The following is a 25,040-nucleotide window of genomic DNA, read 5'->3' on the forward strand; positions in this document are numbered from 1 at the left end:
TCCGGCCGACGGCCCAGGGGCCAGTGATACTTGCGCTCGGATTCCTTGATCGGCATGTCGTTGATGCACGCATAGCGGCGCTGCATAAGGCCATCCTCGCCGAACTCCCAGTTCTCGTTGCCGTAGGAGCGGAACCAGTTGCCCGAGTCGTCGTGCCATTCGTAGGCGTAGCGTACGGCAATGCGATTGCCGCCGAACGCCCACAGTTCCTTGATCAGACGATACTCGTGCTCCTTCTTCCACTTGCGCTCGAGGAACGCCTGCGCTTCCGCTCGGTTGTTCGCGAACTCTGCGCGATTGCGCCATTTCGTGTCGAGCGAATAGGCGAGCGCGACCTTGGCGGCGTCGCGCGAATTCCAGCCATCTTCCGCGAGACGGACTTTCTCGATGGCGGATTCGCGTGTGAAAGGAGGAAGCGGCGGACGGAGTTCAGTGTTGGTCGACATGGTGTTACCTCAGTGGCTGGTGGATGAAGACCCGATACCGGGCCGAAGGGTGGATAAGAGCAGTGCTGCGTGTTCTCGATCGCTTAGTCTGGCGATTAGCCCGTGTGCAGGGCGGACTTCGCTCGCTTACACCGCGAAGGTGATGTAACCGCCCGAGTGCGTCATGATGTGCGCCCAACGCACAGCCGCGTACAGCCCCTCGGCGCATGCAAAGTCGCTGCCGTCAATCGCGACGACCCACTGGTCTTCTTTGAGGCGAAGCGCGAGTCGTTGGTTGTCGACCAGGTCGCTGTACCAGCGCCATGTGGCCGGATTCGACTTATCGGCCTGCAGAGCCTGATGAAGGGCAGTGACTTCGCAATCTGAGGGGCACATGACAGTCTCCTTGACGTACCGACCTTGAATGATTGAGACAGGTCTGTCTCAATATTGGTGTAGACAGGTCTGTCTGTCAAGAAATTTCTGTGCCTCTCGGTGCCTGTGCAGAGACAGGTCTGTCTGCCATAATGGAGGCATGATTTGGCAAAAAAGGGGCCGAAATGTCACAACCCTCCGCACGCGACCGGATATTGGAAACCGCGGCGCGCCTGTTCTATCAGGACGGGTTCCGTGCCACGGGCATCGACAAGATCATCGCCGAGTCAGGCGTCGCAAAAATGTCGCTTTACCGGCACTTCGCCTCCAAGAGCGAACTTATTGCAGCGTTCCTGGACCGTCGTCATGAGTTCTGGATGCGCTGGTTTGTCGACGAGGTGGAGGCTCGTTTTGCTCAGCGTGCCGAGTTGTCCGTCGTCGCGGAAGCCCTAGGTGAATGGTTCGCGCAGGAAGACTTCCGTGGTTGCGCCTTTATCAATGTGGTCGCCGAAGCTGGATCGACGGGAGACCCAGGGCACCTTCAGCAGGCCGTATCCCATAAGCACGCGCTTGAGCAGTACATTTCTGAACTCGCTGGCCGCCTCGGGCTCCAGTCGCCTGCTACCGTCGCCGCAGACGCGATGCTCTGCGTGGAAGGCATGATTGTGCGCTATCAGGTGACACATGATTCGACAGTGGTGGATTCGGGCAAGCGTGTACTGGCGAGAATCGAAGAAGGCGCGTCGACAAGGCGAAGGTCTAAAGCTGCCTGACGGGTCCTTTCTGCGTGGACATCAACACTGGTGTCGCGTTTCATGGATGCAGAGCCTCTCGGCCGAGTAACCCAGTTCCTCCACTTGCTCCGAGGCGCCCTGCCGTCGTCCGGCTTTCGCGCCACCGCCTGTCCACACTTGCTTCCCGTGTGCACAATTCGGACACCAATGAAGCAGGTCGGCCGACCCTCTCCATCGGCGTTCAATCGCTCGCACACAAAGCGAAGGAAACCTTCGTACAGAGCAAGGCCGTCTGCGGTCTAACGAGAGCCATCGGGACGTTGAATTTCAGCATCGACAATCCGGACTCCTGCCCTTTTGGCGCAGTCCAACCTTGAGGCGAGACGTAGTCCTCGGGATTCGCCATGCTCGTGAGGACTTGCACGTTGTATTCCGCAGCAGTGTCCTGAGCGGTGGCGCTCGATCGAATCACGCTAACGGACAGATACGACGGTGTGTCCTGAATCGCCCGACGGATTTTTTCGACTCCCGCGGCATTTCGCTTCGAAAACTTGCCGGTGTCCGTGTCTTTCCCACCACGCAAGTGCGAACCAAAAGGCGCATCGAAACGGTCGAAGCAGTCGAGAATCGCTTGCCGGCCATCGGGGCGCGAGCCGCCATCAAAAAAAACGGTGCCAATTACGCCCGGCAGCAAACCCATCCGCTCGCCGTCGAGGTGTAGGTGCAGATGTTCGTGATAACGCGAAAGCGCTTGTGCGGGTGTGAGAATCGGTTTCGCGCTCTGATCCGTCATCATTGCTTGTCCTGAGTGAGGTGGTTCATATGACACCGGTTAGCCCGCCGCCAGAGCGGGGGCAATCGCCACCGACGCCGCTGCTTCTGCCGCGGTGATTCCGAGTAGCGCAGCAAGTGCCGCCACCGCCTCAGCCCCGGCAGCAATAATGGCCACGAGCGCCGCCAAAATCGCCAGCAATGCCTCGGCGATCACGATTGCGATCGCGACGGCTGCGACCACGATCACGATGACGAACAGCGCCTTCACAATCGTCATGCCGACCTGCCCCCAATCGATAGCCTTGAGGGTTTCCCATGTCAGGTCCGCTTCTCGCTTGAGTGCTTCCCAACCCGCCTTCAGTTGTGCGGCCGTATACGCGGCGATTCTGCGGCCCTGTTCGTCAAACCACTCCCATGTTTCTGTTGCCTTGTTGAGAACCCAACGGCCTGCAGTGAACAGCCACGGCGCATGTTCATGCAGGAACCGGCTGGTTTCTTCGGAAACGTAGGCATATCCACGCTTCGTCGCGTCCCGCAACGCCGCCGCGCCTTCTCCGACCGCTTCGCCGGCTTCTTCCCCATGACGTTCGACCCAGTTCCACCAGTCCTCGTACCAGACGGGATGAGGGATAGGCTCAACTGTCCGGATAGGCACGCGCTCACGCTTCTTCTGCTGCTCCGTCTCTCGCATCGGTACATCTTTGAGCACGCGTTGCCGACCTTTTCGAGCTCTCCATTGCAATCGCTGACGTCGATGACGGACATGCGCTCTTTGAATTCGCCGGCGATCAGTTGATAGTCAGCCTCCTGACCCGGGCCCCAATCGTCACCAGGAAACTTGATCTCCACAAGGCGCAACAGATTATCAACGTGAGGGCCGCCTTCGCGGTCGATGACACCACGGCCGGGCCACCGATCCATCGGACGCTCTACCACAACGACGTCGGGTCGACGCAGAGCGCCAGGTCTCCGGCCGGGCGGGAACGGGTTTGTACTGTGACGCCTGCCGCCGGGATCGGACCGCTGCGATCCGGCCGCCGGTGTCGCATTTCGACGCACCTGTCGCCCCGCTCCCCATGCGGAAGCGGCGGACCCAAGCCCGCCGCTTCGCCGTTCGCATTCGAACCCGTTCGAATGCCGCCCGCAGCCCTACTTCAGCCGCGTCGCGATTTCGTTGGCCATCGCCTTCATCGCCGCCTTGGTCGGCGCATCCTCGGCCAGTGCGTTCAGCAAACCGAAATCGTGAATCGTGCCGTCATATCGCGTGGTCGTCGCATCGACGCCGGCTGCGTCGAGCTTGCGGCCGTACGCTTCGCCTTCGTCGCGCAGCACGTCGAACTGCGCGACCTGGATCAGCGCGGGCGGCAATCCCTTCAACTGCGTGGTGCTCGCACGCAGCGGCGACGCGTAGATCTCGTTGCGTTGCGCTTCGTTCTTCGTATAGGCGTCCCAGAACCACTTCATCATCGGCCGGGTCAGGAAGTGCCCCTGCTGATACGCGTTGTACGAACCGGTATTGAAGTCGTGGTCCGTCACGGGCCACAACAGGCCCTGGAAGCGGATCGCCGGGCCGCCCTTGTCCTTCGCCATCAGCGCCACGACAGCCGCCATGTTCCCGCCGACGCTATTGCCGACCACCGCGAGGCGGCTGCCGTCGACACCGATTTCCGCGCCGTGCGCGGCGACCCACTTCGTCGCCGCATACGCCTGGTTGATCGCGACCGGGTAATGCGCTTCCGGCGACGGCGTGTAGTTCACGAACACCGCGACGGCGCCCGATTGCACCACCAGATCGCGCACCAGGCGCTCATGCGTCGGGAAGTCGCCGAGAATCCAGCCGCCCCCGTGGAAAAACATGAACACCGGCGGCGTGCCCGCCGCGCCCTGCGGGCGCACGATCGTGATCGGCACCGACAGGCCGTCCTGCTCGATCGTTCGGTTCGATACGTCGATGCCGGACAGGTCGACCTTTGCGCCGCGCTGGGCATCGACCAGCACCTGACGCGCCTTCGCGGGACTCAGCGTTTCGAGGCCCGGCCCCTTCTGGCCGTTCAGCACGGCGAGGAACCCGCTGGTCGCCGTATCGGGGCGGACGCCGTCGGTGCCGGCGGCAAAGGCGACGGGGGCGGTGAACACCGCGGCCGCAACGGCAGCGGCGATCAGCAGCGGCTTGACGATCTTCATGATGAGACTCCTTGGTTCAACCGGTGAATGCAATGAATGGCGATGGATTCGTTCGCAGTACGTGCGATCAGACGAGCGTCAGCGTGACGTCGATGTTGCCGCGCGTCGCGTTCGAGTACGGGCAGACGATGTGCGCGCGATCGATCAGCGTTTGCGCGGTTTCACGGTCGAGGCCCGGCAGCGAGATCTTCAGTTCGACTTCGATGCCGAAGCCGTTCGGGATCGCGCCGATGCCGACGCTGCCTTCGATCGCGGCATCCGCGGGGATCGCGATCTTGTCACGGGCCGCGACGAACTTCATCGCACCGATGAAGCACGCGCTGTAACCGGCCGCGAAAAGTTGTTCGGGGTTCGCGCCGGCGCCGCCCGCGCCGCCGAGTTCGCGCGGCGTGGTCAACTTCAGGTCGAGACCGCTTTCGGGCACCGTGGCACGGCCGTCACGGCCGCCGGTGGCTTTTGCATGAGCGCGGTACAGAACTTTTTCGATCGACATGACAGACTCCTTTTCAATGATGAGTGAGTGAAACAGCCTTCCAACCCGGGATCGCGCGTCGACGGCTTGGCGGCCGGCATCGCGCTTGTTTATCTATCCATAGATAGACAGATATCCCCAAAAATGCGGATGATCGAATTCATCCGCACGCGCATCTATCTACTACAAGATAGATACCAAACCCCAACAAAAGGCGGCGAACCGCCTGACTACCCGCCCCGTCCGTCAGGACCGGGCTTTCCAGACGGCCTCGACATCCTCGAGACGCGCCCGCGTATGAAACAGCCGGCTGGCCAGCACGCTCCCCTGAAACGCCGCGTACAACGTGCGCGCCGCCGTTTCCGGCTTGCCGCTGAACTGCAGCGTGCGTTCCTTCGCGCCCTGCGCCAGCAACTCGGCGAGCCACTTCTCGTTGGCCTTGAAGAAGGCCTGAACCGCCTGCCGCACGCTCTCCGGCAACGATTCGATGTCCGCCGCGAGCATGCCGCACAGACAGATCTGGTTGCCATCGCCGAGCGTTCTGCCGAACAGCTTCGTGTAGAGGCTGAGCTTGACGTCGGCCGGCAACGCCGAATCGATCGCGCGCATCGCCGCAAGCACTTCGTCGCTATACGCCGCCACCGCTTCCAGCACGAGATCGTCTTTCGACGGGAAGTAGTAGTGGATGCTCGACGTCTTCACGCCTACCAGATCGGACAGGTCTCGATAGCTGAAGCCGTTGTAGCCGCGCAGCATCATCAGCGTGATCGCGTGGTCGAGAATCTGTTCGCGGACGGTCGATTTCGTTTCCATGGATCGAACTTTATCTACTCGTAGATAGACAGTCAAGATCTTTTTTATGGGGGTGACGAAAGCCAGCCTTCGCGCGCGAGCAATCGCGGCGCGAACCGGTGCTCGGTAAACATCGGCGGCGCGCCCGCTCGAAGGCCCCTGCCAGTCGGCGCTTCGACGGATTCCACCGCCCCCCTCGCCAAACACCCCAACCATCACAAATCCTTTAACTTTCCGTGAGGACTTAGACACCGGCCGCTGCCTACTCTGTGCGCATGTTTTCAGGACCCTGCTTCAAGGAGCCCGTCATGCCCACCCGCAGACATCTGCTGTTCGCCGGCGCCGCCGGCCTCGCCACGCTCGCGGCACTGTCGTCGGCTGGCCGCCGTGCGCTCGTCGGCCGCGCGTTCGCCGCGCCGCCCGCCACCCCGTTCGAGATCACCCGCAGCGACGCCGAATGGCGCCGCCGCCTCACGCCCGCCCAATACACGGTGCTGCGCAATGCCGGCACCGAGCCGCCGTACAGCAGCCCGCTGAACGCCGAACACCGCCGCGGCACGTTCGCGTGCGCCGGCTGCGACCTCGCGCTGTTCTCGTCCGACACCAAATTCGACAGCCACACCGGCTGGCCGAGCTTCTGGAAGCCGCTCGACCACGCGGTCGCGACCGAGACGGATCCGTCGTACGGAATGGCGCGCACCGAAGTGCACTGCCGCCGCTGCGGCGGCCACCTCGGCCACGTGTTCGACGACGGCCCGCCGCCCACCGGCCTGCGCTACTGCATGAACGGGCTCGCGCTCGCCTTCCACCCGGCCGCCGCCTGACGGGCCGCCGCTTCTGAACGACCGGAGACTGCCCCATGCTGCTCATCGTCCTCGCCTATCTCGGCGGCGTCCTCACGATCCTGAGCCCGTGCATTCTGCCCGTGCTGCCGTTCGTGTTCGCGCGCGCCGACCAGCCGTTCGTCCGTACCGGCCTGCCGCTGCTGATCGGCATGGCGCTCACGTTCGCCGTCGTCGCGACGCTCGCCGCCGTCGGCGGCGGCTGGGTCGCGCAGGCCAACCAGGCCGGCCGCTGGCTCGCCATCGTGCTGCTCGCGGTGTTCGGCCTGACGCTGCTGCTGCCCCGTTTCGCCGAACACCTGACGCGCCCGCTCGTCGCGGCCGGCAACCGGCTCACCGGCTTCGCGCAGCGCGACGGCCGCCCGGCGGGCCCGCTGTCGTCGCTGCTGCTCGGCGTCGCGACCGGCCTGCTGTGGGCGCCGTGCGCGGGCCCGATCCTCGGGCTCGTGCTGACCGGTGCCGCGCTGCGCGGTGCGAGCGTCGGCACGACGGTGCTGCTGGTCGCGTATGCGGCCGGCGCGGCGACGTCGCTCGGCGTCGCGCTCGTGATCGGCGGCAAGGTGTTCGCCGCGATGAAGCGCTCGCTCGGCGCCGGCGAATGGATCCGGCGCGGGATCGGCGCGGCACTGCTGGCCGGTGTCGGCGCGATCGCGCTCGGCCTCGATACGGGTGCGCTCGCGCAACTGTCGACGGTCACGACGGGCAGCCTCGAGACGAAGCTCGTCGACCGGCTCGGCGGGCGCTCGAATGGTGCGCCGGCCGCCATGTCCTCGACGAGCAACACCGGCAGCAGCAACAACAGCAACGGCGGCACGGCGAGCGGCGCGATGATGGCCGCGGCGACCGATAGCGCACCGGCGGCCGGCGGCGCGATGATGCGCACGGCCGGCACGACGCCCGCGATGCAAGCGGCCGCGCTGCCCGTCGAAGGCACGCTGCCGTCGCTCGACGGCGCCGTGCAGTGGCTGAATTCGCCGCCGCTGACCGCGGCCGGCCTGCGCGGCAAGGTGGTGCTCGTCGATTTCTGGACGTATTCGTGCATCAACTGCCTGCGCACGCTGCCGTACACGACTGCGTGGGCGCACAAGTACGCGCCGTACGGGCTCGTCGTGATCGGTGTGCACGCACCGGAGTTCGCGTTCGAGCGCGACATCGGCAACGTGAAGAAGGCCGTGCATGACCTCGGCATCGACTACCCGGTCGCGATCGACAATGGCTATGCGATCTGGCGCGCGTTCGGCAACGAATACTGGCCCGCGCACTACTTCGTCGACGCGCAGGGGCGGATCCGCCATCACCACTTCGGCGAAGGCGAATACGCGCAGTCGGAACGCGCGATCCAGTCGCTGCTCGCCGAAGCCGGCCACCCGGAAGCGCTGAACGTGCCGCTCGGGCTCTCCGGCGCGCCCGCGAAAGGCGCGCTCGCGGCGGCCGACAGCGCGGACGTCCGCTCACCCGAAACCTATGTCGGCTATGCGCGTGCGGAAGACTTCACGTCGCCGGGCGGCGTCGTGCGCGACGCAGCACACCGCTACGACGCGCCCGCTCGTCCCGACCTGAACGACTGGGGCCTCGCCGGCACGTGGCAGGTCGGCGCCGAGCGCGCGACGCTCGCCGCGCCGGCCGGCCGGATCGTCTACCGCTTCCATGCGCGCGACCTGCACCTCGTGCTCGGCCCGGGTGCGAACGGCAAGCCGGTGCGCTTTCGCGTGACGCTCGACGGCGCGGCGCCCGGCGCGGCCCATGGCGCCGACGTGGACGCGCAGGGCTACGGCACCGTCACCGGCCAACGCCTGTATCAGTTGGTGCGGCAGCCGGGCACGATCGCCGACCGCACGTTCTCGATCGAGTTTCTCGATCCGGGCGTCGACGCGTATGCGTTCACATTTGGTTGAGTGCCGCGGCCCGGACACCTTATTTCGTCCCTCGTTTTCGAAGGAGCAATTCATGATCCCGACATCCACTCGCCGTTTCGCACCGAAGCGGGCGGCCATGCTGCGCCGCATCGGCGCGATCGCCCTCGCGGCGGCCGCCGTGTTCGGCTACCAGCGTGTCGTCAGTTCCGCGGAACCGATGCGCACGGTGCCCGCGCCGACGCTCGACGAAACCCCGGGCACCTCCCACGAGGAAACCGCCGTGATCGCCGGCGGCTGCTTCTGGGGCGTGCAGGGCGTGTTCGAGCACGTGAAGGGCGTGAAGCAGGTCACGGCCGGCTATGCGGGCGGCGCATCCGAAACCGCGCATTACGCGCTCGTCGGCAGCGGGCTGACCGGGCATGCGGAATCGGTGCGCATCGTCTTCGACCCGACGCAGGTCACGTACGGCCGGCTGCTGCAGGTGTTCTTCTCGGTCGCGCACGATCCGACCGAGCTGAACCGTCAGGGCCCCGACGAAGGCTCGCAATACCGGTCCGCGATCTTCCCGACCACCGCGCAGCAGCGGGCCGTCGCGACCGCGTACATCGCGCAGCTCGGCACCGCGCACACGTTCGCGTCGCCCGTCGTCACGCGCGTCGAGCCGTACAAGGGCTTCTATCCGGCCGAGGCGTATCACCAGAACTACCTCGAGCTGCATCCCGACGCGCCGTACATCGCATTCAACGACCTGCCGAAGGTCGCCGGGCTGAAGCAGCGCTTCCCGACGCTGTATCGTCCCGACGCGGTGCTGTGGCGCGACGCCCATCTGTGACAGGCAACCGGCGGCGCGGCGGCCGGCCCGCGGCATGACGCGGCCGGCCCCGCGCCGCCGGCCGCGTTTGAGCTGCATCAACGAAACGCATGCCGCGCCGACGGGGCAAACCCCGATCAGGTCAGCTTGACGGGCCAACTTCGCGTAGACTTCTCCAGATCAGTCCCCGCCGCATCATGCGGCGCCCGGAACTCACCAGCTTGCCAGGAGGCGTCACGCATGCGCGCAGTGCCTTTGTCTGACAGCAGCACCCTTGAACAACCGTCCACCGGCGCAGTCGTGCGCGACCTGCGCCGCGTGCCCATCCATCCCGACCACTGGTATCCGCTCGCGTGGTCGCGCGAGCTCAAGCGTGGCAAGACGCTCGGCGTGCGCTTCGCCGGCGATCCGATCGTGCTCGTGCGCACCGAATCCGGCGCCGTGTATGCGCTCGAAGACCGTTGCGCGCACCGCCAGGTGCCGCTGCATGCGGGCGTCGTGTCCGGCGAAACGCTGCGCTGCTGCTATCACGGCTGGACCTATGCGTGCGACAGCGGCCGCTGCGTCGACGTGCCTTACCTCGGCCGCGACCGTTTGCCCAACGGCGTGCGCGCGTATCCGTGCCGCGAGGCGCACGGGTTGATTTTCGTGTTCCCCGGCGACGCGACGCTCGCCGACGAACGCCCGTTCCCCGCGCTCGAATCGGCGGACGACCGTGCATTCAAGACGCGCCGCTTCGGCCGCGAGGTCAAGTGCCACTACTCGTTCATGCACGAGAACCTGATGGACATGAACCATCAGTTCCTGCATCGCAAGCAGATGGGACAGATGCGCGCGCGCAGCGTCGGTCGCCGGCGCGGCGACGACTGGGTCGAGGTCGACTACACGTTCGCGCGGATGGAAGGCAAGCAGCCGGTCGGCGAGGCGCTCGTGTTCGGCGCCAGCAAGAAGCCGGCCGACCAGTCCGACAAGAGCGTGATGACGGTGCGCACCCTGTACCCGTACCAGACGCTGCAGATCCGCTCGAGCGAGGGCACGCTCGTGATGGACCTGTGGATCGTCTACGTGCCGCTCGACGCGGAGCAGCGCACCAACCGCACGTTCGGCGTGCTGTCGATCCACAAGCCGGGCATCCCGTTCGCGCTCGATCTCGCGTGGCCGCTGCTCGTCTGGTTCACCGAGCGGATCTTCCGCGAGGATCGCTGGATCGTCGAGCGCGAGCAGGAAGCGCACGACCGGCAGGGCGCCGACTGGAACCACGAGGTGTTCCCGGTCATCAACGAACTGCGCGACCTGCTGCGCCAGTGCGGCGCGCGCACCGTGATTCCGATCCGCGAAGCGAACGCGGGCGACGCGCGCTGACCGCCGCGGCGCGCGCGCACCTTCGTCCGGTTCGCCCGCTTCGCCCTCGCTCAGCCGGCGCGCTCGACCGGATGCGGCTCGCGCAGCCGGTTCGCGATGCGGGCGGCCTCGTAGTAGCCGGCGGCAGGCGGCCGCTCCAGATAGCGGCCCGCGCCGCGCACCGCACGCAGCTCGCCGTCGGCCCATGCGAGCGCGCCGCGCGTGAGCGTGTGCGTCGCGACACCCTGCACGGTCATTCCTTCGAACACGTTGAAGTCGACCTGCTGGTGATGGGTCTTCACCGAGATCGTCTTCGTCGCGGCCGGATCCCACACGACGAGGTCGGCATCGGCGCCCACCTGCACGGCCCCCTTGCGCGGATACAGGTTGAAGATCTGCGCGGCGTTCGTCGACGTGATCCGCACGAACTCGTTCGGCGTGATGCGGCCGTGATTCACGCCGTGATGCCACAGCACCGACATGCGGTCCTCGACGCCGCCGCAGCCGTTCGGAATCTTCGTGAAGTCCTCGCGGCCCATCGCCTTCTGCGACGCGCAGAACACGCAGTGGTCGGTCGCCGTCGTATGCAGCTGGCCGGCCTGCAGCCCGCGCCACAGCGCCTCGCGATGCTCGGCCGAGCGGAACGGCGGGCTCATCACGTGCGCGGCCGCGCGTGTCCAGTCCGGGTCGCGATAAACGGCCTCGTCGATCACCAGGTGGCCCGGCAGCACTTCGCCGAACACACGCAGCCCTTCGCTGCGCGCGCGCGTGATCGCATCGACCGCGTCCTTCGACGACACGTGCACGATATACACCGGCACGCCGAGCACCTGCGCGATGCGGATCGCGCGGTTCGCGGCTTCGCCCTCGACCTCCGGCGGACGCGACAGCGGATGCGCCTCCGGCCCGGTCATCCCGCGCGCGAGCAACGCCTGCTGCAGCCGGAACACGAGTTCGCCGTTCTCCGCGTGCACGGTCGGCAGCGCGCCGAGTTCGAGCGAACGCGAGAAGCTGTTCACGAGCACCTCGTCGTCGGCCATGATCGCGTTCTTGTACGCCATGAAGTGCTTGAAGCTCGACACGCCGTGCTCGCGCACGAGCGTGCCCATATCGCGGTGCACCGATTCGTCCCACCATGTGACGGCCACATGAAAACCGTAGTCGGCCGCCGCCTTCTCGGCCCAGCCGCGCCATTCGCGGAATGCGTCCATCAGCGGCTGCTTCGGGCTCGGGATCACGAAGTCGATGATGCTCGTCGTGCCGCCCGACAGCCCGGCGGCCGTCCCCGAATAGAAATCGTCGCTCGCCGTCGTGCCCATGAACGGCAGTTCCATGTGCGTATGCGGATCGATGCCGCCCGGCATCACGTACTGGTCGTGTGCGTCGACCACCGTCGCGCCGGCCGGCGCGTCGATCGTCTCGGCGATCTGCAGGATCGTGCCGCTGTCCTGCGGGTCGGCACACAGTACGTCCGCGCGATAGGTGCGGTCCGCATCGACCACGGTGCCGCCGCGAATCAGGATTGCCATGTCGTTGCCTCCTCGTTGATTGTCGGGTGCCGCATGCATTCACTCATCACGCATCACGCGCTCGCGATCTGCGCGCGCTGGGCGGCGCGCCACTTCATCCAGGTGCCGTACACGCCGGACGCCAGCACGAGGCCGACGAACCACGCGTACGTGTAGAGCGTGTTGAAGAAGGCCGGCACGTTCGGGAACGATGCCGGGAATGCGGTATGCAGGAAGCCGGGCAGGTTCGGCAGCACGCCGATCGCGAGCGCGGCCAGCGCGGCGGGGTTCCAGCCGCGCGCATAGCTGAAGTCGCCGCGCTCGTCGAACAGCGCGTGCGTATCGAGCCGCGTGCCGCGAATCAGGAAGTAGTCGACCATCAGGATGCCCGCGACCGGGCCGAGCAGCGCCGAATAGCCGACGAGCCAGGTGAAGATATAGCCGTCCGTCGTCGCGAGGATCTTCCACGGCATCATCACGATCGCGATCGTCGCGGTGATCATCCCGCCGGTGCGATACGAGATCGCCTTCGGCCACAGGCTAGAGAAATCGTAAGCCGGGCCGACGAGGTTCGCCGCGAGGTTGCAGCACATCGTGTCGAGCGTGAGGATCACCAGCGCGATGCCGACGCCGATGCCGGTCATCCGGCTCGTCAGGTCGATCGGATCCCAGATCGCGTTGCCGTAGATCACGACGGTCGCCGACGTCACGACGACCGACACCACCGACAGCAGCGCCATCGGCAGCGGCAGCCCGATCGACTGACCGATCATCTGGTCGCGCTGCGAATGCGCGAAGCGCGTGAAGTCGGGAATGTTCAGCGCGAGCGTCGCCCAGAAGCCGACCATGGCGGTCAGGCCCGGCCAGAACGTCGCCCAGAAGAGCCCGGCCTTCTTGCCGCCCGCGACGAACTGTGACGGCGCCGACAGCATCGAGCCGAAACCGCCCGCCTGCGACGTCGCCCACCACACGAGCGCGACGCACATCACGACCTTGATCGGCGCCGACCAGCTCTCGAGCCAGCGGATCGAATCGGTGCCATGCAGGATGAAGTACAGCTGCAGCGCCCAGAACACCAGGAAGCACGCGAGCTGCCCGAACGAGATGCCGATGACCGGCAGCGCCGCGCCGTGCAGCGCGTTGCCGGTCAGGATGTTCAGCAGCGTGTAGATTGCGCTGCCGCCGAGCCAGGTCTGGATGCCGTACCAGCCGCACGCGACGATCGCGCGCAGCAGCGCCGGCAGCTTCGCCCCCTGCGTGCCGAACGACGCGCGCACGAGCACCGCGTACGGAATCCCGTGCTTCGCGCCCGCATGGCCGACCAGCAGCATCGGCACGAGCACGATCAGGTTGCCGAGCAACACGGTCAGCACAGCCTGCCACGGCGACATGCCTTCCTGGATCAGCCCGGCCGCGAGCATGTACGACGCGATGTTCATCACCATCCCGACCCATAGCGCCGCGAAGTGATACCACCGCCATGTGCGCTGCGCGGCCGTCGTCGGCGCGAGGTCGTCGTTGTACAGGCTGCCGGCCGGCGCCGCGGCGCTGTCGGCATCGGCGGGAATCGCTGCTGGTTTCATCGAAAGCGCTCCACGTAAACGTCGGCGCCGGCATCGCGCGATGCCGGCGAAACAGGACACAAGCGGCGGCGCAGCCCGTACCGCGCCGCCGGCCGCCGGTCAGGCCGCCTTCGCGTGCTTCGCGGGTTCCACCGGGCCGGCACCCGCGTCGGCCCGCGCCGGATTGTTCGGATGCGTGGTCCAGTTCGCATAGTCGCCCGCGTCGACCCGCTCCATCGTGATGCATTGCTCGACCGGACACACATGCATGCAAAGATTGCACCCGACGCACTCCGCGTCCACCACTTCGAAATGCCGCGCGCCGTCCTTCTCGGCGGTGATCGCCTGGTGCGACGTGTCCTCGCACGCGATATGGCACAGCCCGCACTGGATGCAGCGGTCCTGGTCGATGCGCGCCTTGATGTCGTATTTCAGGTTCAGGTATTTCCAGTCGGTGACGTTCGGCACCGCGCGACCGCGGATGTCGTCGAGCGTCGCGTAGCCCTTCTCGTCCATCCAGTTCGACAGCCCGTCGGCGAGATCCGTCACGATCCGGAAGCCGTAGTGCATCGCGGCGGTGCACACCTGCACGCTGCCGGCGCCAAGCACCATGAACTCGGCCGCGTCGCGCCACGATGAAATCCCGCCGATGCCGGAAATCGGCAGGTTCGGCGTTTCCGGATCGCGCGCGATCTCCGCGACCATGTTCAGCGCGATCGGCTTGACCGCGGGGCCGCAATAGCCGCCGTGCGTGCCCTTGCCGTCGACGGTCGGCATCGGCGCCATCTGGTCGAGGTCCACCGCGACGATCGAATTGATCGTGTTGATCAGCGACACGCCGTCCGCGCCGCCCTTGTAGGCGGCGCGCGAGCCCATCCGGATGTCGCTGATGTTCGGCGTGAGCTTCACGAGGCACGGCAGCTTCGTGCCTTCCTTGACCCAGCGCGTGACCATCTCGACGTATTCCGGCACCTGCCCGACGGCCGCGCCCATCCCGCGCTCGCTCATCCCGTGCGGACAGCCGAAGTTCAGCTCGACCGCGTCGGCGCCCGTGTCCTCGACGAGCGGCAGGATCCATTTCCAGTCGCGCTCGTTGCACGGCACCATCAGCGACACGATCAGCGCGCGGTCGGGCCAGTCGCGCTTCACCTGCGCGATCTCTCTCAGGTTCACGTCGAGCGGGCGGTCGGTGATCAGCTCGATGTTGTTCAGCCCGGCGATCCGCTGGCCGTTCCACTGCACCGCGCCGTAGCGCGAGCTGACGTTGACGACGTGCGGATCGAGCCCGAGCGTCTTCCAGACGACGCCGCCCCAACCCGCCTCGAACGCGCGGTTGACGTTGTAGGCCTTGTCGGTCGGCGGCGCGGACGCGAGCCAGAAGGGATTCGGCGAAGTGATGCCTGCGATGGTGCAGCGAAGGTCGGCCATGTTCGGCTCCGTGAAAATGGGGCGTTTATCGTGATCCGCGCGGCATGCGCGATGCCGTTGCGTGGGCCGCGCTCACGCGGCCTTGGCGTCGCGCTGCGCGAGCGCCGCGTCGATCGCGGCCGCGGCGCGCTTGCCGTCCTGCACGGCCTGCACGGTGAGGTCGAGACCGCCCGTCGCCGCGCAATCGCCGCCGGCCCACACGTCGGGCAACGCGGTGCGTCCGTCCGCATCGACCGCGATGCGCGTGCCGTCCGCCGTCAGCAATGCGGGCGCGATGCCGTCCGGCACCAGCGTCTGGCCGATTGCCTTCAGCACCATGTCCGCATCGACGGTGAAGCGTTCGCCCGACGCGGCCTCGAACTCGACGCCCGTCACGTGCCCGTCCGCGCCCGCGATGTGCACCGGCTTCGCGTGCGTGACGAGCGTGACGCCGCTCTTTTGCGCGAACTCGCGTTCGGCCCACGTCGCGCTCATCGCGTCCACGCCGCGCCGGTACACCATCGTCACGCGCTCGGCGCCGAGCTTGCGGCTCTGCACGGAAGCGTCGATCGCCGTGTTGCCGCCGCCGATCACGACCACGCGCCGCCCGACCGGCACGTTCTCCAGCCCGTCGGCCTGTCGCACCTGCTCGATGAAGTCGACCGCGTTCATCACGCCGGTCAACTGCTCGCCGTCGATCGCGAGCGTGCGCATGCCGCCCAGCCCCATCGCGAGAAACACCGCGTCGTGCCGCTCGCGCAGTGCGTCGAGCGTCACGTCGCGGCCGAGCGCGACGCCCGTCTCCAGCGCGATACCGCCGATCGACAGCAACCACTCCACTTCGCGCTGCGCGAAATCGTCGACGGTCTTGTACGCGGCGATGCCATATTCGTTCAAGCCGCCCGCCTTCGGCCGCGCGTCGAACAGCGTGACGCGATGGCCGGCCAGCGCGAGCCGGTGCGCGCAGGCGAGCCCGGCCGGCCCCGCGCCGACCACCGCGACATGCCGCCCCGTATCGGGCGCACGCGTGAAGCGCACCGCACCGGTCGCCATCGCCCAGTCGGTCGCGTGCCGCTGCAGCGCGCCGATCGCGACCGGCTGCGCGTCCTGGTGATTGCGCACGCACGCGCCTTCGCACAGGATCTCGGTCGGACACACGCGTGCACACATTCCGCCGAGCGGATTGGCAGACAAGATGTCGGTCGCCGCGCCCTTCAGGTTGCCGTTGCCGATCTTGCGGATGAAGCTCGGGATATCGATCTGCGTGGGGCACGCCTGCACGCATGGCGCGTCGTAGCAGTAGTGGCAGCGGCTGGCGGCGGCCGCGGCGGCAGTCGGATCGAGCAGCGGCGCGATATCGGCGAATTCGCACGAGAGTTGCGTGGACGTCAGGCGATGCGCGGCGATATCGCCGGTTGGCTTGGTGGTCATACGCGTTCCTTCGACTGAGTGGAGACGAAGCCGTCCCCGCCGGCTGCGAACGCACAGTCGGGTCGGCTATGTTTTGGAGTGCTACGGTCAGGCGATGAGCAGCCTGCCGGCCGCGCTACATTCGATCCGTCATGAGGCCGGCTCGCACGCACGCGAGAGCATCGCGTGCAGCAGCACGTTCGCGCCTGCCTCGATCCACGCAGGCGTCGCGTCCTCGATCTCGTTGTGGCTGATGCCGTCGACGCAGGGCACGAACACCATCGACGTCGGCGCGACCTGCGCCAGATAGCACGCATCGTGTCCCGCACCCGACACGATGTCGCGATGCGAGTAGCCGAAGCGGTCGGCCGCGTCGCGCACGGCCGCCACGCAGGCCGGATCGAACGCGACCGGCTTGTAGTAGAAAATCTGCTCGAGCGCGGTCTCGAGCCCGATCTCGCCCGCGATGCGCGCGACGCCGTCGCGCAGCGCAGCGTCCATCTTCGCGAGCACGGCGTCGTCCGGATGACGGAAATCGACGGTGAAGAACACGCGGCCCGGAATCACGTTGCGCGAGTTCGGATGAACCTGCATCATCCCGACCGTCGCGCAACCGAACGGCGCGTGATCGAGGCCGATGCGGTTCACGAGATCGACGACGCGCGACGCGCCGAGCAGCGCGTCGCGGCGGCGCGGCATCGGCGTCGGCCCCGCATGTGCTTCCTGGCCGGTGAACGTGATTTCATACCAGCGCTGCCCCTGCGCGTCGGTCACCACGCCGATCGTCTTGCACTCCGCTTCGAGAATCGGCCCCTGCTCGATATGCAGCTCGAACGCCGCATGCAGCTTGCGGCCGCCGCACGGCACGTCGCCCGCATAGCCGATGCGCGCCAGCTCGTCGCCGATCGTCTTGCCGTCGACGTCCTTGCGCGACAGCCCGTATTCGAGCGAAAACACGCCCGCGAACACGCCCGACGCGACCATCGCCGGCGCGAAACGCGAGCCTTCCTCGTTGGTCCAGATCACGACCTCGATCGGATGCTCGGTCTCGATGCCATGATCGTTCAGACTACGAATCACCTCGAGGCCGCCGAGCACGCCGTAGATGCCGTCGAAGCGGCCGCCCGTCGGCTGTGAATCCGCATGCGAGCCGGTGACGACCGGCGCCGCGTCGGCCACGCGCCCCGCACGACGCATGAATACGTTGCCCATCGTATCGACCGTCACCGTGCAGCCGGCCGCCTTGGCCCAGCCGACGATCAGGTCGCGCCCGGCCTTGTCGAGATCGGTCAGCGCGAGGCGGCAGACGCCGCCCTTCGGCGTCGCGCCGATCTTCGCCACCTCCATCAGGCTGTCCCACAACCGTCTGCCGTCGATCTTGATCGACGTGTCGAATGCTGCCCGCTTCACTGTTTCCGATACCGTGTCCATTCGTATCGCTCCTGTGGGGTCGTCATGTCGTGATCCGGTCGATGCCGGTGCACGCATTACTGCTGTCGGGGCAAACCCGCACCTGCGAGGTGCAGGTGCGCATCGTTCCTGCGATTCGTCCGATCGATCGGCGGGGTGCTGGCACTGCGTTCCGCCGCTCGTCGAATCCTGTCCGATTGGACAGGTTTTAGACCATCGAAATGTCCAGCGCAACGTCTTTCTTGCGTGACGTGTTCGAGCGAGAACCGTGCCATCGCATCGCAGCATCGCGCCCGCACGAATGCATCGCGCAGGTGCGTTCGAAGCGGACCTGCGACTAGAATGAAGCCCAACGCGGCACCCATGCCGCGCGAGGGCAACGATGAGACATGACGAAGCGGCCGCCGCAGCCGGCGGCCACGACGAAACGGGCACGCCTTTGCGGCGACGCAAGGCGCACATCCGCGAGTCCAACGAAGCGCATTTGCTGGCCTGCGCGGAAGCCGTGTTCGCGGAGCGCGGGCTCAACGGCGCGAGCACCGCGATGATCGCCGAGCGTGCCGGGTTGCCGAAGGCGAACCTGCATTACTACTTCCCGACGAAGCTGGCGTTGTACCGCCGTGTGCTCGACGACCTGTTCGAAGACTGGCACCGCGCGGCCGGCTCGTTCGAGGCCGGAGACGATCCCGTCGAGGCGATCGGCAGCTACGTGCGCGCGAAGATGGATCTGTCGCGACGGCGCCCGCTCGGCTCGAAGGTGTGGGCCAACGAGATCATCCACGGCGCCGAGCACATGCAGGACATCCTGTCGGAACGTGTGAAGCCGTGGTTCGACACGCGCGTGAACGTGATCGAAGGCTGGATCGCGCGCGGGCTGCTCGCACCGATCGATGCGCACGCATTGATGTACCTGATCTGGGCGACCACGCAGCACTATGCGGATTTCGATGCGCAGATCCGCGCGCTGAGCGGCAAGCGTGCGTTTACGCAGAAGGCCTTCGCCGAGAAGACCGAGCACGTCGTGCAACTCGTGATCCGCGCATGCGGTGCGGTGTCGCCGGGCGCGAGTGCATAGCGCGATCGCATTCCCGGGCAAACAAAACGGGCGACGGGCACGATGCCCGCCGCCCGCGTCGCGAGACGGCGTACGTGCCGTCCCGCGCGTGATGCGTGAACGCGTTCGCGTTACGCGACGCGCTCGATCGCGATCGCCGTCGCCTCGCCGCCGCCGATGCACAGCGATGCGATGCCGCGCTTCAGGCCATACGATTCGAGCGCGGCCAGCAGCGTCACCATCACGCGTGCACCCGATGCGCCGATCGGATGGCCGAGCGCACACGCGCCGCCGTGCACGTTGACCTTGTCGTGCGACAGATCGAGATCGCGCATCGCGGCCATCACGACCACCGCGAAGGCTTCGTTGATCTCGAACAGGTCGACGTCGCGCAGGTTCCAGCCGGTTTTTTCGGACAGCTTGCGAATTGCGCCGATCGGGGCCGTCGCGAACAGGCCCGGCTTGTTCGCGTAGGTCGAATGCCCGACGATCACGGCCTTCGGCGTGAGGCCGAGCCGCTCCGCTTCCGAGCGACGCATCATCACGAGCGCGGCCGCGCCATCGGAAATCGACGACGAATTGGCCGCCGTCACCGTGCCGCCTTCGCGAAACGCCGGCTTGAGCGTCGGAATCTTGTCGAGCTTCGCCTTGCCCGGTTGCTCGTCGATCGAGACCACCGCTTCGGTCTTGCCGGTCTTCACGGTCACCGGCGCGACCTCCGACGTGAAGCGCCCGTCCGCGATCGCACGTTGCGCACGCGTCAGCGACGCGATCGCGAACGCATCCTGCTCCTCGCGCGTGAACTGGTAGGCCTGCGCGCAATCCTCCGCGAACGTGCCCATCAGCCGGCCCTTGTCGTATGCGTCCTCGAGCCCGTCGAGGAACATGTGGTCGAGCACCTGGCCGTGACCCATGCGCATCCCCGCGCGCGCCTTCGGCAGCAGGTACGGCGCATTCGTCATGCTCTCCATCCCGCCCGCGACCGCCACGTCCGCCGAGCCGGCCAGCAGCAGGTCGTGCGCGAACATCGCGGCCTTCATCCCGGAGCCGCACATCTTGTTGACCGTGGTCGCGCCCGCGGCCAGCGGCAATCCGGCCTTCAGCGCGGCCTGCCGCGCCGGCGCCTGACCCTGGCCGGCCGGCAGCACGCAGCCGAACACGATTTCATCGATGCGCTCGGCCGGCACACGTGCGCGCTCGAGCGCCGCGCGGATCGCCGCCGCGCCGAGCTCGCTCGCGCTTGCCCCGGCGAGGTCGCCTTGAAAACCACCCATCGGCGTGCGTGCCGCGCCGACGATTACGATCGGATCCTGTGTCGTCATGATCGAGTTTCTCCAGTTCCAGTTTCAGTTTCAGCGCGGCGCCATGCGCAACGCGCCATCGAGACGGATGACTTCGCCGTTCAGCATCGTGTTCTCGGCGATGTGCCGCACCAGTGCCGCGAATTCGTCGGGGCGGCCGAGCCGCGGCGGGAACGGCACGCTCTTGCCGAGCGCGTCCTGCACGTCCTGCGGCATGCCGGTCATCATCGGCGTCGCGAAGATGCCCGGCGCGATCGTCACCACGCGAATGCCGAACCGCGCGAGTTCGCGCGCGATCGGCAGCGTCATGCCCACCACGCCGCTCTTCGATGCCGCATACGCGGCCTGCCCGATCTGCCCGTCGAACGCCGCGACCGACGCGGTGTTGACGATCACGCCGCGCTCGCCTTGCGCGTCGGCGTCCTGCTTCGACATTACTTCGGCCGCCAGGCGGATCATGTTGAACGTGCCGACCAGGTTGATCGACACCGCGCGCGCGAAGCGCTCGAGCGAATGCGGACCGTCGCGGCCGACGACTTTCTCGCCCGGCGCGACGCCCGCGCAGTTCACGAGCGCATCGATGCGGCCGAACGCGTCGCGCGCGGCGGCGACGGCAGCTTGCCCGTCGGCTTCGCTCGTTACGTCGGTCTTCACGAAGCATGCGGCCGCACCGAGTTCGTGCGCGAGGCTCGTGCCGGCATCCTCATTGACATCCAGCAAAACCGCCTTGCCGCCTGCGGCCACCACCATGCGCGCCACCGCGGCGCCGAGGCCCGAACCGGCGCCCGTAATCAGAAAAACGCGATCCTCGATATTCATTCGCACTCCGTATTCAGTCTTCAGGATTGAGCGGTCTTCTCGGCTTCCATCTTGCGCAGAACGAAGCGCTGGATCTTGCCGCTCGGGGTTTTCGGCAGCGCGTCGACGAAGTCGATCGCGCGCGGATACGCGTGGGCCGACAGCCGCCGCTTCACGTGCTGGCTCAGTTCGTCGGCCAGCGCCGGCGTGCCTTCAAAGCCTTTCGACAGCACGACGAACGCCTTGACGATCTCCGTGCGCTCCGGGTCCGGCACGCCGATCACCGCGGCCTCGCTGACGGCCGGATGCTCGATCAGCGCGCTTTCCACGTCGAACGGGCCGATCCGGTAGCCGGACGACGTGATCACGTCGTCCGCGCGGCCGATGAAGCTCACGGTGCCGTCCGGCTCGAGCTCGACGTTGTCGCCGGTCCGGTAGTAGCCGCCCGCGATCGCCGGCGTATCCTGCTGCCAGTAGCCGGTGAACCACAGCAGCGGCGAGCGTGCGATGTCGATCGCGAGGTTGCCGGGCTCGCCCGGGCCGAGCTCGCGGCCAGCTTCGTCGAGTACCGCGACGCGATAGCCGGGCATCGCGAGACCGGCCGAACCGACATGGACGACGTGCGTGAGCCCGTGATGGTTGTTCACGACCATCCCGAGTTCGGTCTGGCCGTAGTGGTCGTGGATCGGCGCGCCGAGCGCCGCATGGAACCAGCGCACGACTTCCGGGTTCAGCGGTTCGCCCGCGCTGCTGACGACCCGCAGTTGCCCTTTCAGCCGTGCCGCCACTTCGGTGCCGGCCGCCATCAGCATCCGGTACGCGGTCGGCGAACCGGCGAGGCTCGTGATGCCGAGCCGTTCGATCACGTCGCAGGTGCTGTCGACGGTGAAGCTGCCTTCGTACAGCGTCGTTGCATGGCCGAGCAGCAGCGGGCCCGTGATCGCGTAGTAGAGCCCGTATGCCCAACCGGGATCGGCGATGTTCCAGAAGCGGTCGCTGTCGCGCAGGTCCACCGCGTCGCGCATGTACGCGCCGAACGCGAGCAGTGCGCGCAGCGGCACCGGCACGCCTTTCGGCAAACCCGTCGTGCCCGACGTCGACATCATCATGAACAGGTCGGTGCCCTTGCGCGGCACCGGTTCGAATGTGCCCGGCTGCGCGTCGAGCGCCGCACGGAAATCGATGTCGCGGGCCGGCAGCGTGTCGCCCGGCTCGCGCACCGTCGCCACCGGCGGGCAATCCATGATCTCGTCGAGCTTCGCGCGATTCGCGATGTTGGTGACGATCAGCCGCGCATCGCTCATGCGCAGCCGGTGTTCGATCGCCTTCGGTCCGAACGCGGTGAAAAGCGGCTGGTAGACGGCGCCCGCGCGCCATGTGCCGAGGATCGTCGCGACGAGTTCGGGCGTGCGCGGCAACAGGCCGGCCACCACGTCACCCGGCTTCACGCCCTGCTCGACCAGCAGGTTCGCGACGCGCGCCGACAGCGCCTGCATCTGCGCGAACGTGAAGCTGCGATGCCGGCCGCCGACGTCGATCCAGTCGAGTGCGATCGCGTTCGGGTCCGCCGCCGCATGCCGGTCGCAGCATTCGACGCAGGCGTTCAGGCCCTGCTCCAGGTCGCCGTGCAGATGTGCGGCGGCGGTCTCGATACGGAAGCCGGCCACGGCGTCGGCGTAGGCCGGCACCTCCCGGGCAGTTGCTCCATCACGCATGCGTGTCTCCTGTTCGTTATGACCGCCGGTGAACCGAGGGTATATCGATGATGGTAGACAGCAGTCACATTGCAATCAATGACAAACAGAATCTAGAATCGTGATCGCTTTTGCCATGTCTGGAGGGCATGAAAACATGGGGCCGCAGATGATCTCGCCCGATTTCGTCGAGGATGCGCTCGAGAGCCTGCGCCGGCAACGGATTCCGGCCGGGCCGGTGCTGCACGCGGCCGGCCTGCCGGCCGCCGTGCGCGGGCCGGTTACGCCGCAGCAGTATGGCCGGCTGTGGCTGGCGATCGCCAGCGCGATCGACGACGAATTTTTCGGGCTTGCGGCCCGGCCGATGCGGCGTGGCAGTTTCATGCTGCTGTGCCATGCCGTGCTGGACGCGGGCACGCTCGAGAAGGCACTACGGCGTGCGCTGCAATTCCTGCGCGTGGTGCTGGACGAGCCGCACGGCCAGCTCGTGGTCGCCGACGGACAGGCGCAGATCGTGCTCAAACAGGCGGGCGCGCCCTATTCCGCGTTCGCTTACCGGACGTTCTGGCTGATCCTGCTCGGCGTCGCCTGCTGGCTGACCGGCCGGCGAATTCCGCTGCAGCGCATCGATTTCGCGTGCCCGAGCCCCGACCACCGCAGCGATTACCACCAGCTCTTCGGGGTACCGGTCCATTTCGACCGGCCCGACAGCCGGCTCGCCTTCAATGCCGCATATCTCGCGCTGCCGACGATCCGCTCCGCTCAGGCGCTGAAGACCTTCCTGCGCGGCGCGCCCGGCAACCTGCTGGTCCGCTACCGGCACGACACCGGCTGGGTGGCAAAAACGCGCGCGCACCTGAAGGCACTGCCGGCCGCAGAGTGGCCCGACTTCGACACGCTGGCCGTGCGCCTCGGCACGACGCCCGCGACGTTGCGGCGACGCTTGCGCAGCGAGGGACAGAGCTTCGCATCGATCAAGGACGAGCTGCGCGGCGCACTGGCCCAGTCGCTGCTGCGCGCACACCGGCTTAGCGTCGCGGAAATCGCGGCCGAACTCGGCTTCACCGAACCGAGCGCGTTTCATCGCGCGTTCCGGAAATGGACGGGCACGAGCCCGGGCGCGTTTCGGCGGGACGTCAATGCGGGGCAATCGGAGCATTGATGCGCTGCGGTGCCCGGGCGGGCGCGCTGCGGGATCGGTGCGACATGCCGTCGACGCGCGCGGCTACCGGCTTGCTGACTTTCGTCGTGAGCCTGTTTCGTGGGGAACGCGGCTGGTCGCATCGGCTGGTTTTTCGCGTGCGCGGCGCTATCGCGCGATACCGCTCTGGATGCGGATCGACGACCCGACGATGTCGATCTGCCTGGCCATGCTGATCGAGCTTGCCGGCCTAGGTGCGACCTACGCTGTGCGTGCTCAAGTACGTGCTGAGCACGTTGAATGTCGCGGTTGTGTTCTATCCATCGGTCAACAGCTTCGCGAGGATCGGCATCTGCTTGCTGATGATGGTGCGGCGTCAGGCGCTGTCAAAAGCGGAGTAGTCTCTGTCGAGTAGCCGTGATGCCGGCCACCGCGGCCCGCCCCGGCGAGCATGCGTGGAATCCTGATTCTTCGAACTGATGCGAGGCCCGATATGGATGCAGTTCGTGCAGTCATCGAACCGTATGAAGCCGCACTTCGAGCGGCGATGCTCACCAACGACGTCGACGCGCTCGACGCGTTGCTGGATGCCGATCTGACCTTCACCGTCCCGACCGGGGAGGTCATTACGAAGCACGACGATCTGTCCGCGCATCGTGCGAAGCTGCTGCGCCTCGACGCACTCGATATCCAGGAGATGGGGACGAAGATGATCGGCGAGATGATTCTCACCACGACGAAGGCGATGCTTGCCGGTCGTTTCGACGGCGCCGCATTCAACGGCTTGTTCGCCTATACGCGCCTGTGGCGCCGATTGGGGAGCGACTGGCGTGTGGTTGCAGGACATGCATCGCAGATCGGTTGAGCTACGACATGCCGGCAATGGCCGAACTGCGGGATCCAAAGGTGAATCGATGCTGCGACTGTCACGCACCGACATGCTCGGCGCGCTGGGAGCTACGCCAATGACGGGGAGAAGAGATTCGCACGCTAGCGACGACTCCGCCCTCGCTGCCATCGCCCCTTTTTTACCGCGCCAATGCAAAAACCCCCGCCTTCTGGGCGGGGGTTTTTGGCTTAGGGAGCCTGACGATTACCTACTTTCACACGGGAATCCGCACTATCATCGGCGTAGAGTCGTTTCACGGT

At 66.6% G+C, this 25,040-nt stretch carries 23 protein-coding genes and 1 pseudogene; 9 read left to right on the forward strand and 15 right to left on the reverse strand.

The genetic code is table 11. The annotated features are described in order from the left end of the window. Positions 1–446 (reverse strand): DUF1348 family protein (locus tag SB771_RS32980; RefSeq protein WP_175705240.1); only part of this gene is annotated, 446 nt, incomplete at its 3' end. Positions 447–572: 126 nt separating this feature from the next. Next, positions 573–821 (reverse strand): hypothetical protein, encoded by a 249-nt coding sequence (locus SB771_RS32985; RefSeq protein WP_011660840.1) that lies wholly within the window; start codon positions 819–821, stop codon positions 573–575. 164 nt (positions 822–985) lie between these two features. Here SB771_RS32985 and SB771_RS32990 point away from each other — a divergent pair, with 164 nt between their 5' ends. Beyond that, positions 986–1,573: a TetR/AcrR family transcriptional regulator gene (locus tag SB771_RS32990; protein WP_012372079.1), complete on the forward strand. Its 588-nt coding sequence runs from the start codon at positions 986–988 to the stop codon at positions 1,571–1,573. A gap of 202 nt (positions 1,574–1,775) precedes the next feature. Here SB771_RS32990 and SB771_RS32995 read toward each other — a convergent pair whose 3' ends face one another. The 5 genes from SB771_RS32995 to SB771_RS33015 all read right to left on the reverse strand — a co-directional run bounded on the left by SB771_RS32995 (position 1,776) and on the right by SB771_RS33015 (position 5,777). Further along, positions 1,776–2,330: a type VI immunity family protein gene (locus SB771_RS32995; protein WP_175662400.1), complete on the reverse strand. Its 555-nt coding sequence runs from the start codon at positions 2,328–2,330 to the stop codon at positions 1,776–1,778. Positions 2,331–2,366: 36 nt separating this feature from the next. Then, positions 2,367–3,017, reverse strand: a complete 651-nt coding sequence (locus SB771_RS33000) for a hypothetical protein (RefSeq protein WP_175662399.1) — start codon at positions 3,015–3,017, stop codon at positions 2,367–2,369. A gap of 440 nt (positions 3,018–3,457) precedes the next feature. Further along, a complete protein-coding gene (locus tag SB771_RS33005; RefSeq protein WP_012372081.1) occupies positions 3,458–4,492 on the reverse strand; it encodes an alpha/beta hydrolase in 1,035 nt (344 codons plus the stop codon). Between the two features lie 67 nt (positions 4,493–4,559). Next, positions 4,560–4,985 (reverse strand): organic hydroperoxide resistance protein, encoded by a 426-nt coding sequence (locus tag SB771_RS33010; RefSeq protein ID WP_011880657.1) that lies wholly within the window; start codon positions 4,983–4,985, stop codon positions 4,560–4,562. A gap of 225 nt (positions 4,986–5,210) precedes the next feature. Then, on the reverse strand, positions 5,211–5,777 hold the full coding sequence (locus SB771_RS33015) for a TetR/AcrR family transcriptional regulator (RefSeq protein WP_138850711.1): 567 nt from the start codon (positions 5,775–5,777) through the stop codon (positions 5,211–5,213). Positions 5,778–6,064: 287 nt separating this feature from the next. On the opposite strand from SB771_RS33015, the gene msrB reads away from it, so the two are divergent. The 4 genes from msrB to SB771_RS33035 all read left to right on the forward strand — a co-directional run bounded on the left by msrB (position 6,065) and on the right by SB771_RS33035 (position 10,627). After that, a complete protein-coding gene (msrB, locus tag SB771_RS33020; RefSeq protein WP_175662398.1) occupies positions 6,065–6,580 on the forward strand; it encodes a peptide-methionine (R)-S-oxide reductase MsrB in 516 nt (171 codons plus the stop codon). Positions 6,581–6,615: 35 nt separating this feature from the next. After that, the gene (locus tag SB771_RS33025; protein ID WP_175662397.1) at positions 6,616–8,493 is read left to right on the forward strand and encodes a cytochrome c biogenesis protein DipZ; all 1,878 of its coding nucleotides are present in this window, start codon (positions 6,616–6,618) and stop codon (positions 8,491–8,493) included. Between the two features lie 52 nt (positions 8,494–8,545). Then, positions 8,546–9,286, forward strand: coding sequence for a peptide-methionine (S)-S-oxide reductase MsrA (gene msrA, locus SB771_RS33030; RefSeq protein WP_175662396.1), 741 nt, complete (start codon positions 8,546–8,548; stop codon positions 9,284–9,286). Between the two features lie 219 nt (positions 9,287–9,505). Continuing rightward, positions 9,506–10,627, forward strand: a complete 1,122-nt coding sequence (locus SB771_RS33035) for an aromatic ring-hydroxylating oxygenase subunit alpha (RefSeq protein ID WP_006753678.1) — start codon at positions 9,506–9,508, stop codon at positions 10,625–10,627. 50 nt (positions 10,628–10,677) lie between these two features. Here the strand turns inward: SB771_RS33035 and hydA are convergent, their stop codons facing one another. The 5 genes from hydA to SB771_RS33060 form a co-directional block, all read right to left on the reverse strand. Beyond that, a complete protein-coding gene (gene hydA / locus SB771_RS33040; RefSeq protein WP_175662395.1) occupies positions 10,678–12,135 on the reverse strand; it encodes a dihydropyrimidinase in 1,458 nt (485 codons plus the stop codon). 53 nt (positions 12,136–12,188) lie between these two features. Next, positions 12,189–13,697: an NCS1 family nucleobase:cation symporter-1 gene (locus tag SB771_RS33045; protein WP_126224001.1), complete on the reverse strand. Its 1,509-nt coding sequence runs from the start codon at positions 13,695–13,697 to the stop codon at positions 12,189–12,191. A gap of 99 nt (positions 13,698–13,796) precedes the next feature. Beyond that, positions 13,797–15,104: an NAD-dependent dihydropyrimidine dehydrogenase subunit PreA gene (gene preA / locus SB771_RS33050; protein WP_175662394.1), complete on the reverse strand. Its 1,308-nt coding sequence runs from the start codon at positions 15,102–15,104 to the stop codon at positions 13,797–13,799. Positions 15,105–15,176: 72 nt separating this feature from the next. After that, positions 15,177–16,514, reverse strand: a complete 1,338-nt coding sequence (locus SB771_RS33055) for an NAD(P)-dependent oxidoreductase (protein ID WP_175662393.1) — start codon at positions 16,512–16,514, stop codon at positions 15,177–15,179. Positions 16,515–16,643: 129 nt separating this feature from the next. Continuing rightward, a complete protein-coding gene (locus SB771_RS33060) occupies positions 16,644–17,924 on the reverse strand; it encodes a Zn-dependent hydrolase (RefSeq protein WP_175662392.1) in 1,281 nt (426 codons plus the stop codon). A gap of 361 nt (positions 17,925–18,285) precedes the next feature. Between SB771_RS33060 and SB771_RS33065 the strand changes: the two genes are divergently transcribed. Continuing rightward, positions 18,286–18,978: a TetR/AcrR family transcriptional regulator gene (locus tag SB771_RS33065; RefSeq protein WP_165754181.1), complete on the forward strand. Its 693-nt coding sequence runs from the start codon at positions 18,286–18,288 to the stop codon at positions 18,976–18,978. Positions 18,979–19,088: 110 nt separating this feature from the next. Here SB771_RS33065 and SB771_RS33070 read toward each other — a convergent pair whose 3' ends face one another. The 3 genes from SB771_RS33070 to SB771_RS33080 are packed head-to-tail and all read right to left on the reverse strand — an operon-like array spanning position 19,089 to position 22,771. Continuing rightward, positions 19,089–20,279, reverse strand: a complete 1,191-nt coding sequence (locus tag SB771_RS33070) for an acetyl-CoA C-acetyltransferase (RefSeq protein WP_175662391.1) — start codon at positions 20,277–20,279, stop codon at positions 19,089–19,091. A gap of 30 nt (positions 20,280–20,309) precedes the next feature. Then, positions 20,310–21,077: a 3-hydroxyacyl-CoA dehydrogenase gene (locus tag SB771_RS33075; protein WP_175662390.1), complete on the reverse strand. Its 768-nt coding sequence runs from the start codon at positions 21,075–21,077 to the stop codon at positions 20,310–20,312. A gap of 20 nt (positions 21,078–21,097) precedes the next feature. Then, positions 21,098–22,771, reverse strand: a complete 1,674-nt coding sequence (locus SB771_RS33080) for an acyl-CoA synthetase (protein WP_175662389.1) — start codon at positions 22,769–22,771, stop codon at positions 21,098–21,100. A gap of 136 nt (positions 22,772–22,907) precedes the next feature. Here SB771_RS33080 and SB771_RS33085 point away from each other — a divergent pair, with 136 nt between their 5' ends. The 3 genes and pseudogenes from SB771_RS33085 to SB771_RS33095 all read left to right on the forward strand — a co-directional run bounded on the left by SB771_RS33085 (position 22,908) and on the right by SB771_RS33095 (position 24,756). Then, positions 22,908–23,912: an AraC family transcriptional regulator gene (locus SB771_RS33085; RefSeq protein WP_175662388.1), complete on the forward strand. Its 1,005-nt coding sequence runs from the start codon at positions 22,908–22,910 to the stop codon at positions 23,910–23,912. Between the two features lie 59 nt (positions 23,913–23,971). Beyond that, positions 23,972–24,292, forward strand: a pseudogene (locus SB771_RS33090) (hypothetical protein); the annotation flags it as partial. Between the two features lie 92 nt (positions 24,293–24,384). Further along, entirely contained in the window at positions 24,385–24,756 is a 372-nt protein-coding gene (locus SB771_RS33095) for a nuclear transport factor 2 family protein (RefSeq protein WP_175662466.1), read from the forward strand. Positions 24,757–25,040 lie beyond the last annotated feature (284 nt).

The sequence above is a fragment of the Burkholderia sp. SIMBA_051 genome, assembly GCF_046534915.1.
Classification (GTDB): domain Bacteria; phylum Pseudomonadota; class Gammaproteobacteria; order Burkholderiales; family Burkholderiaceae; genus Burkholderia; species Burkholderia ambifaria.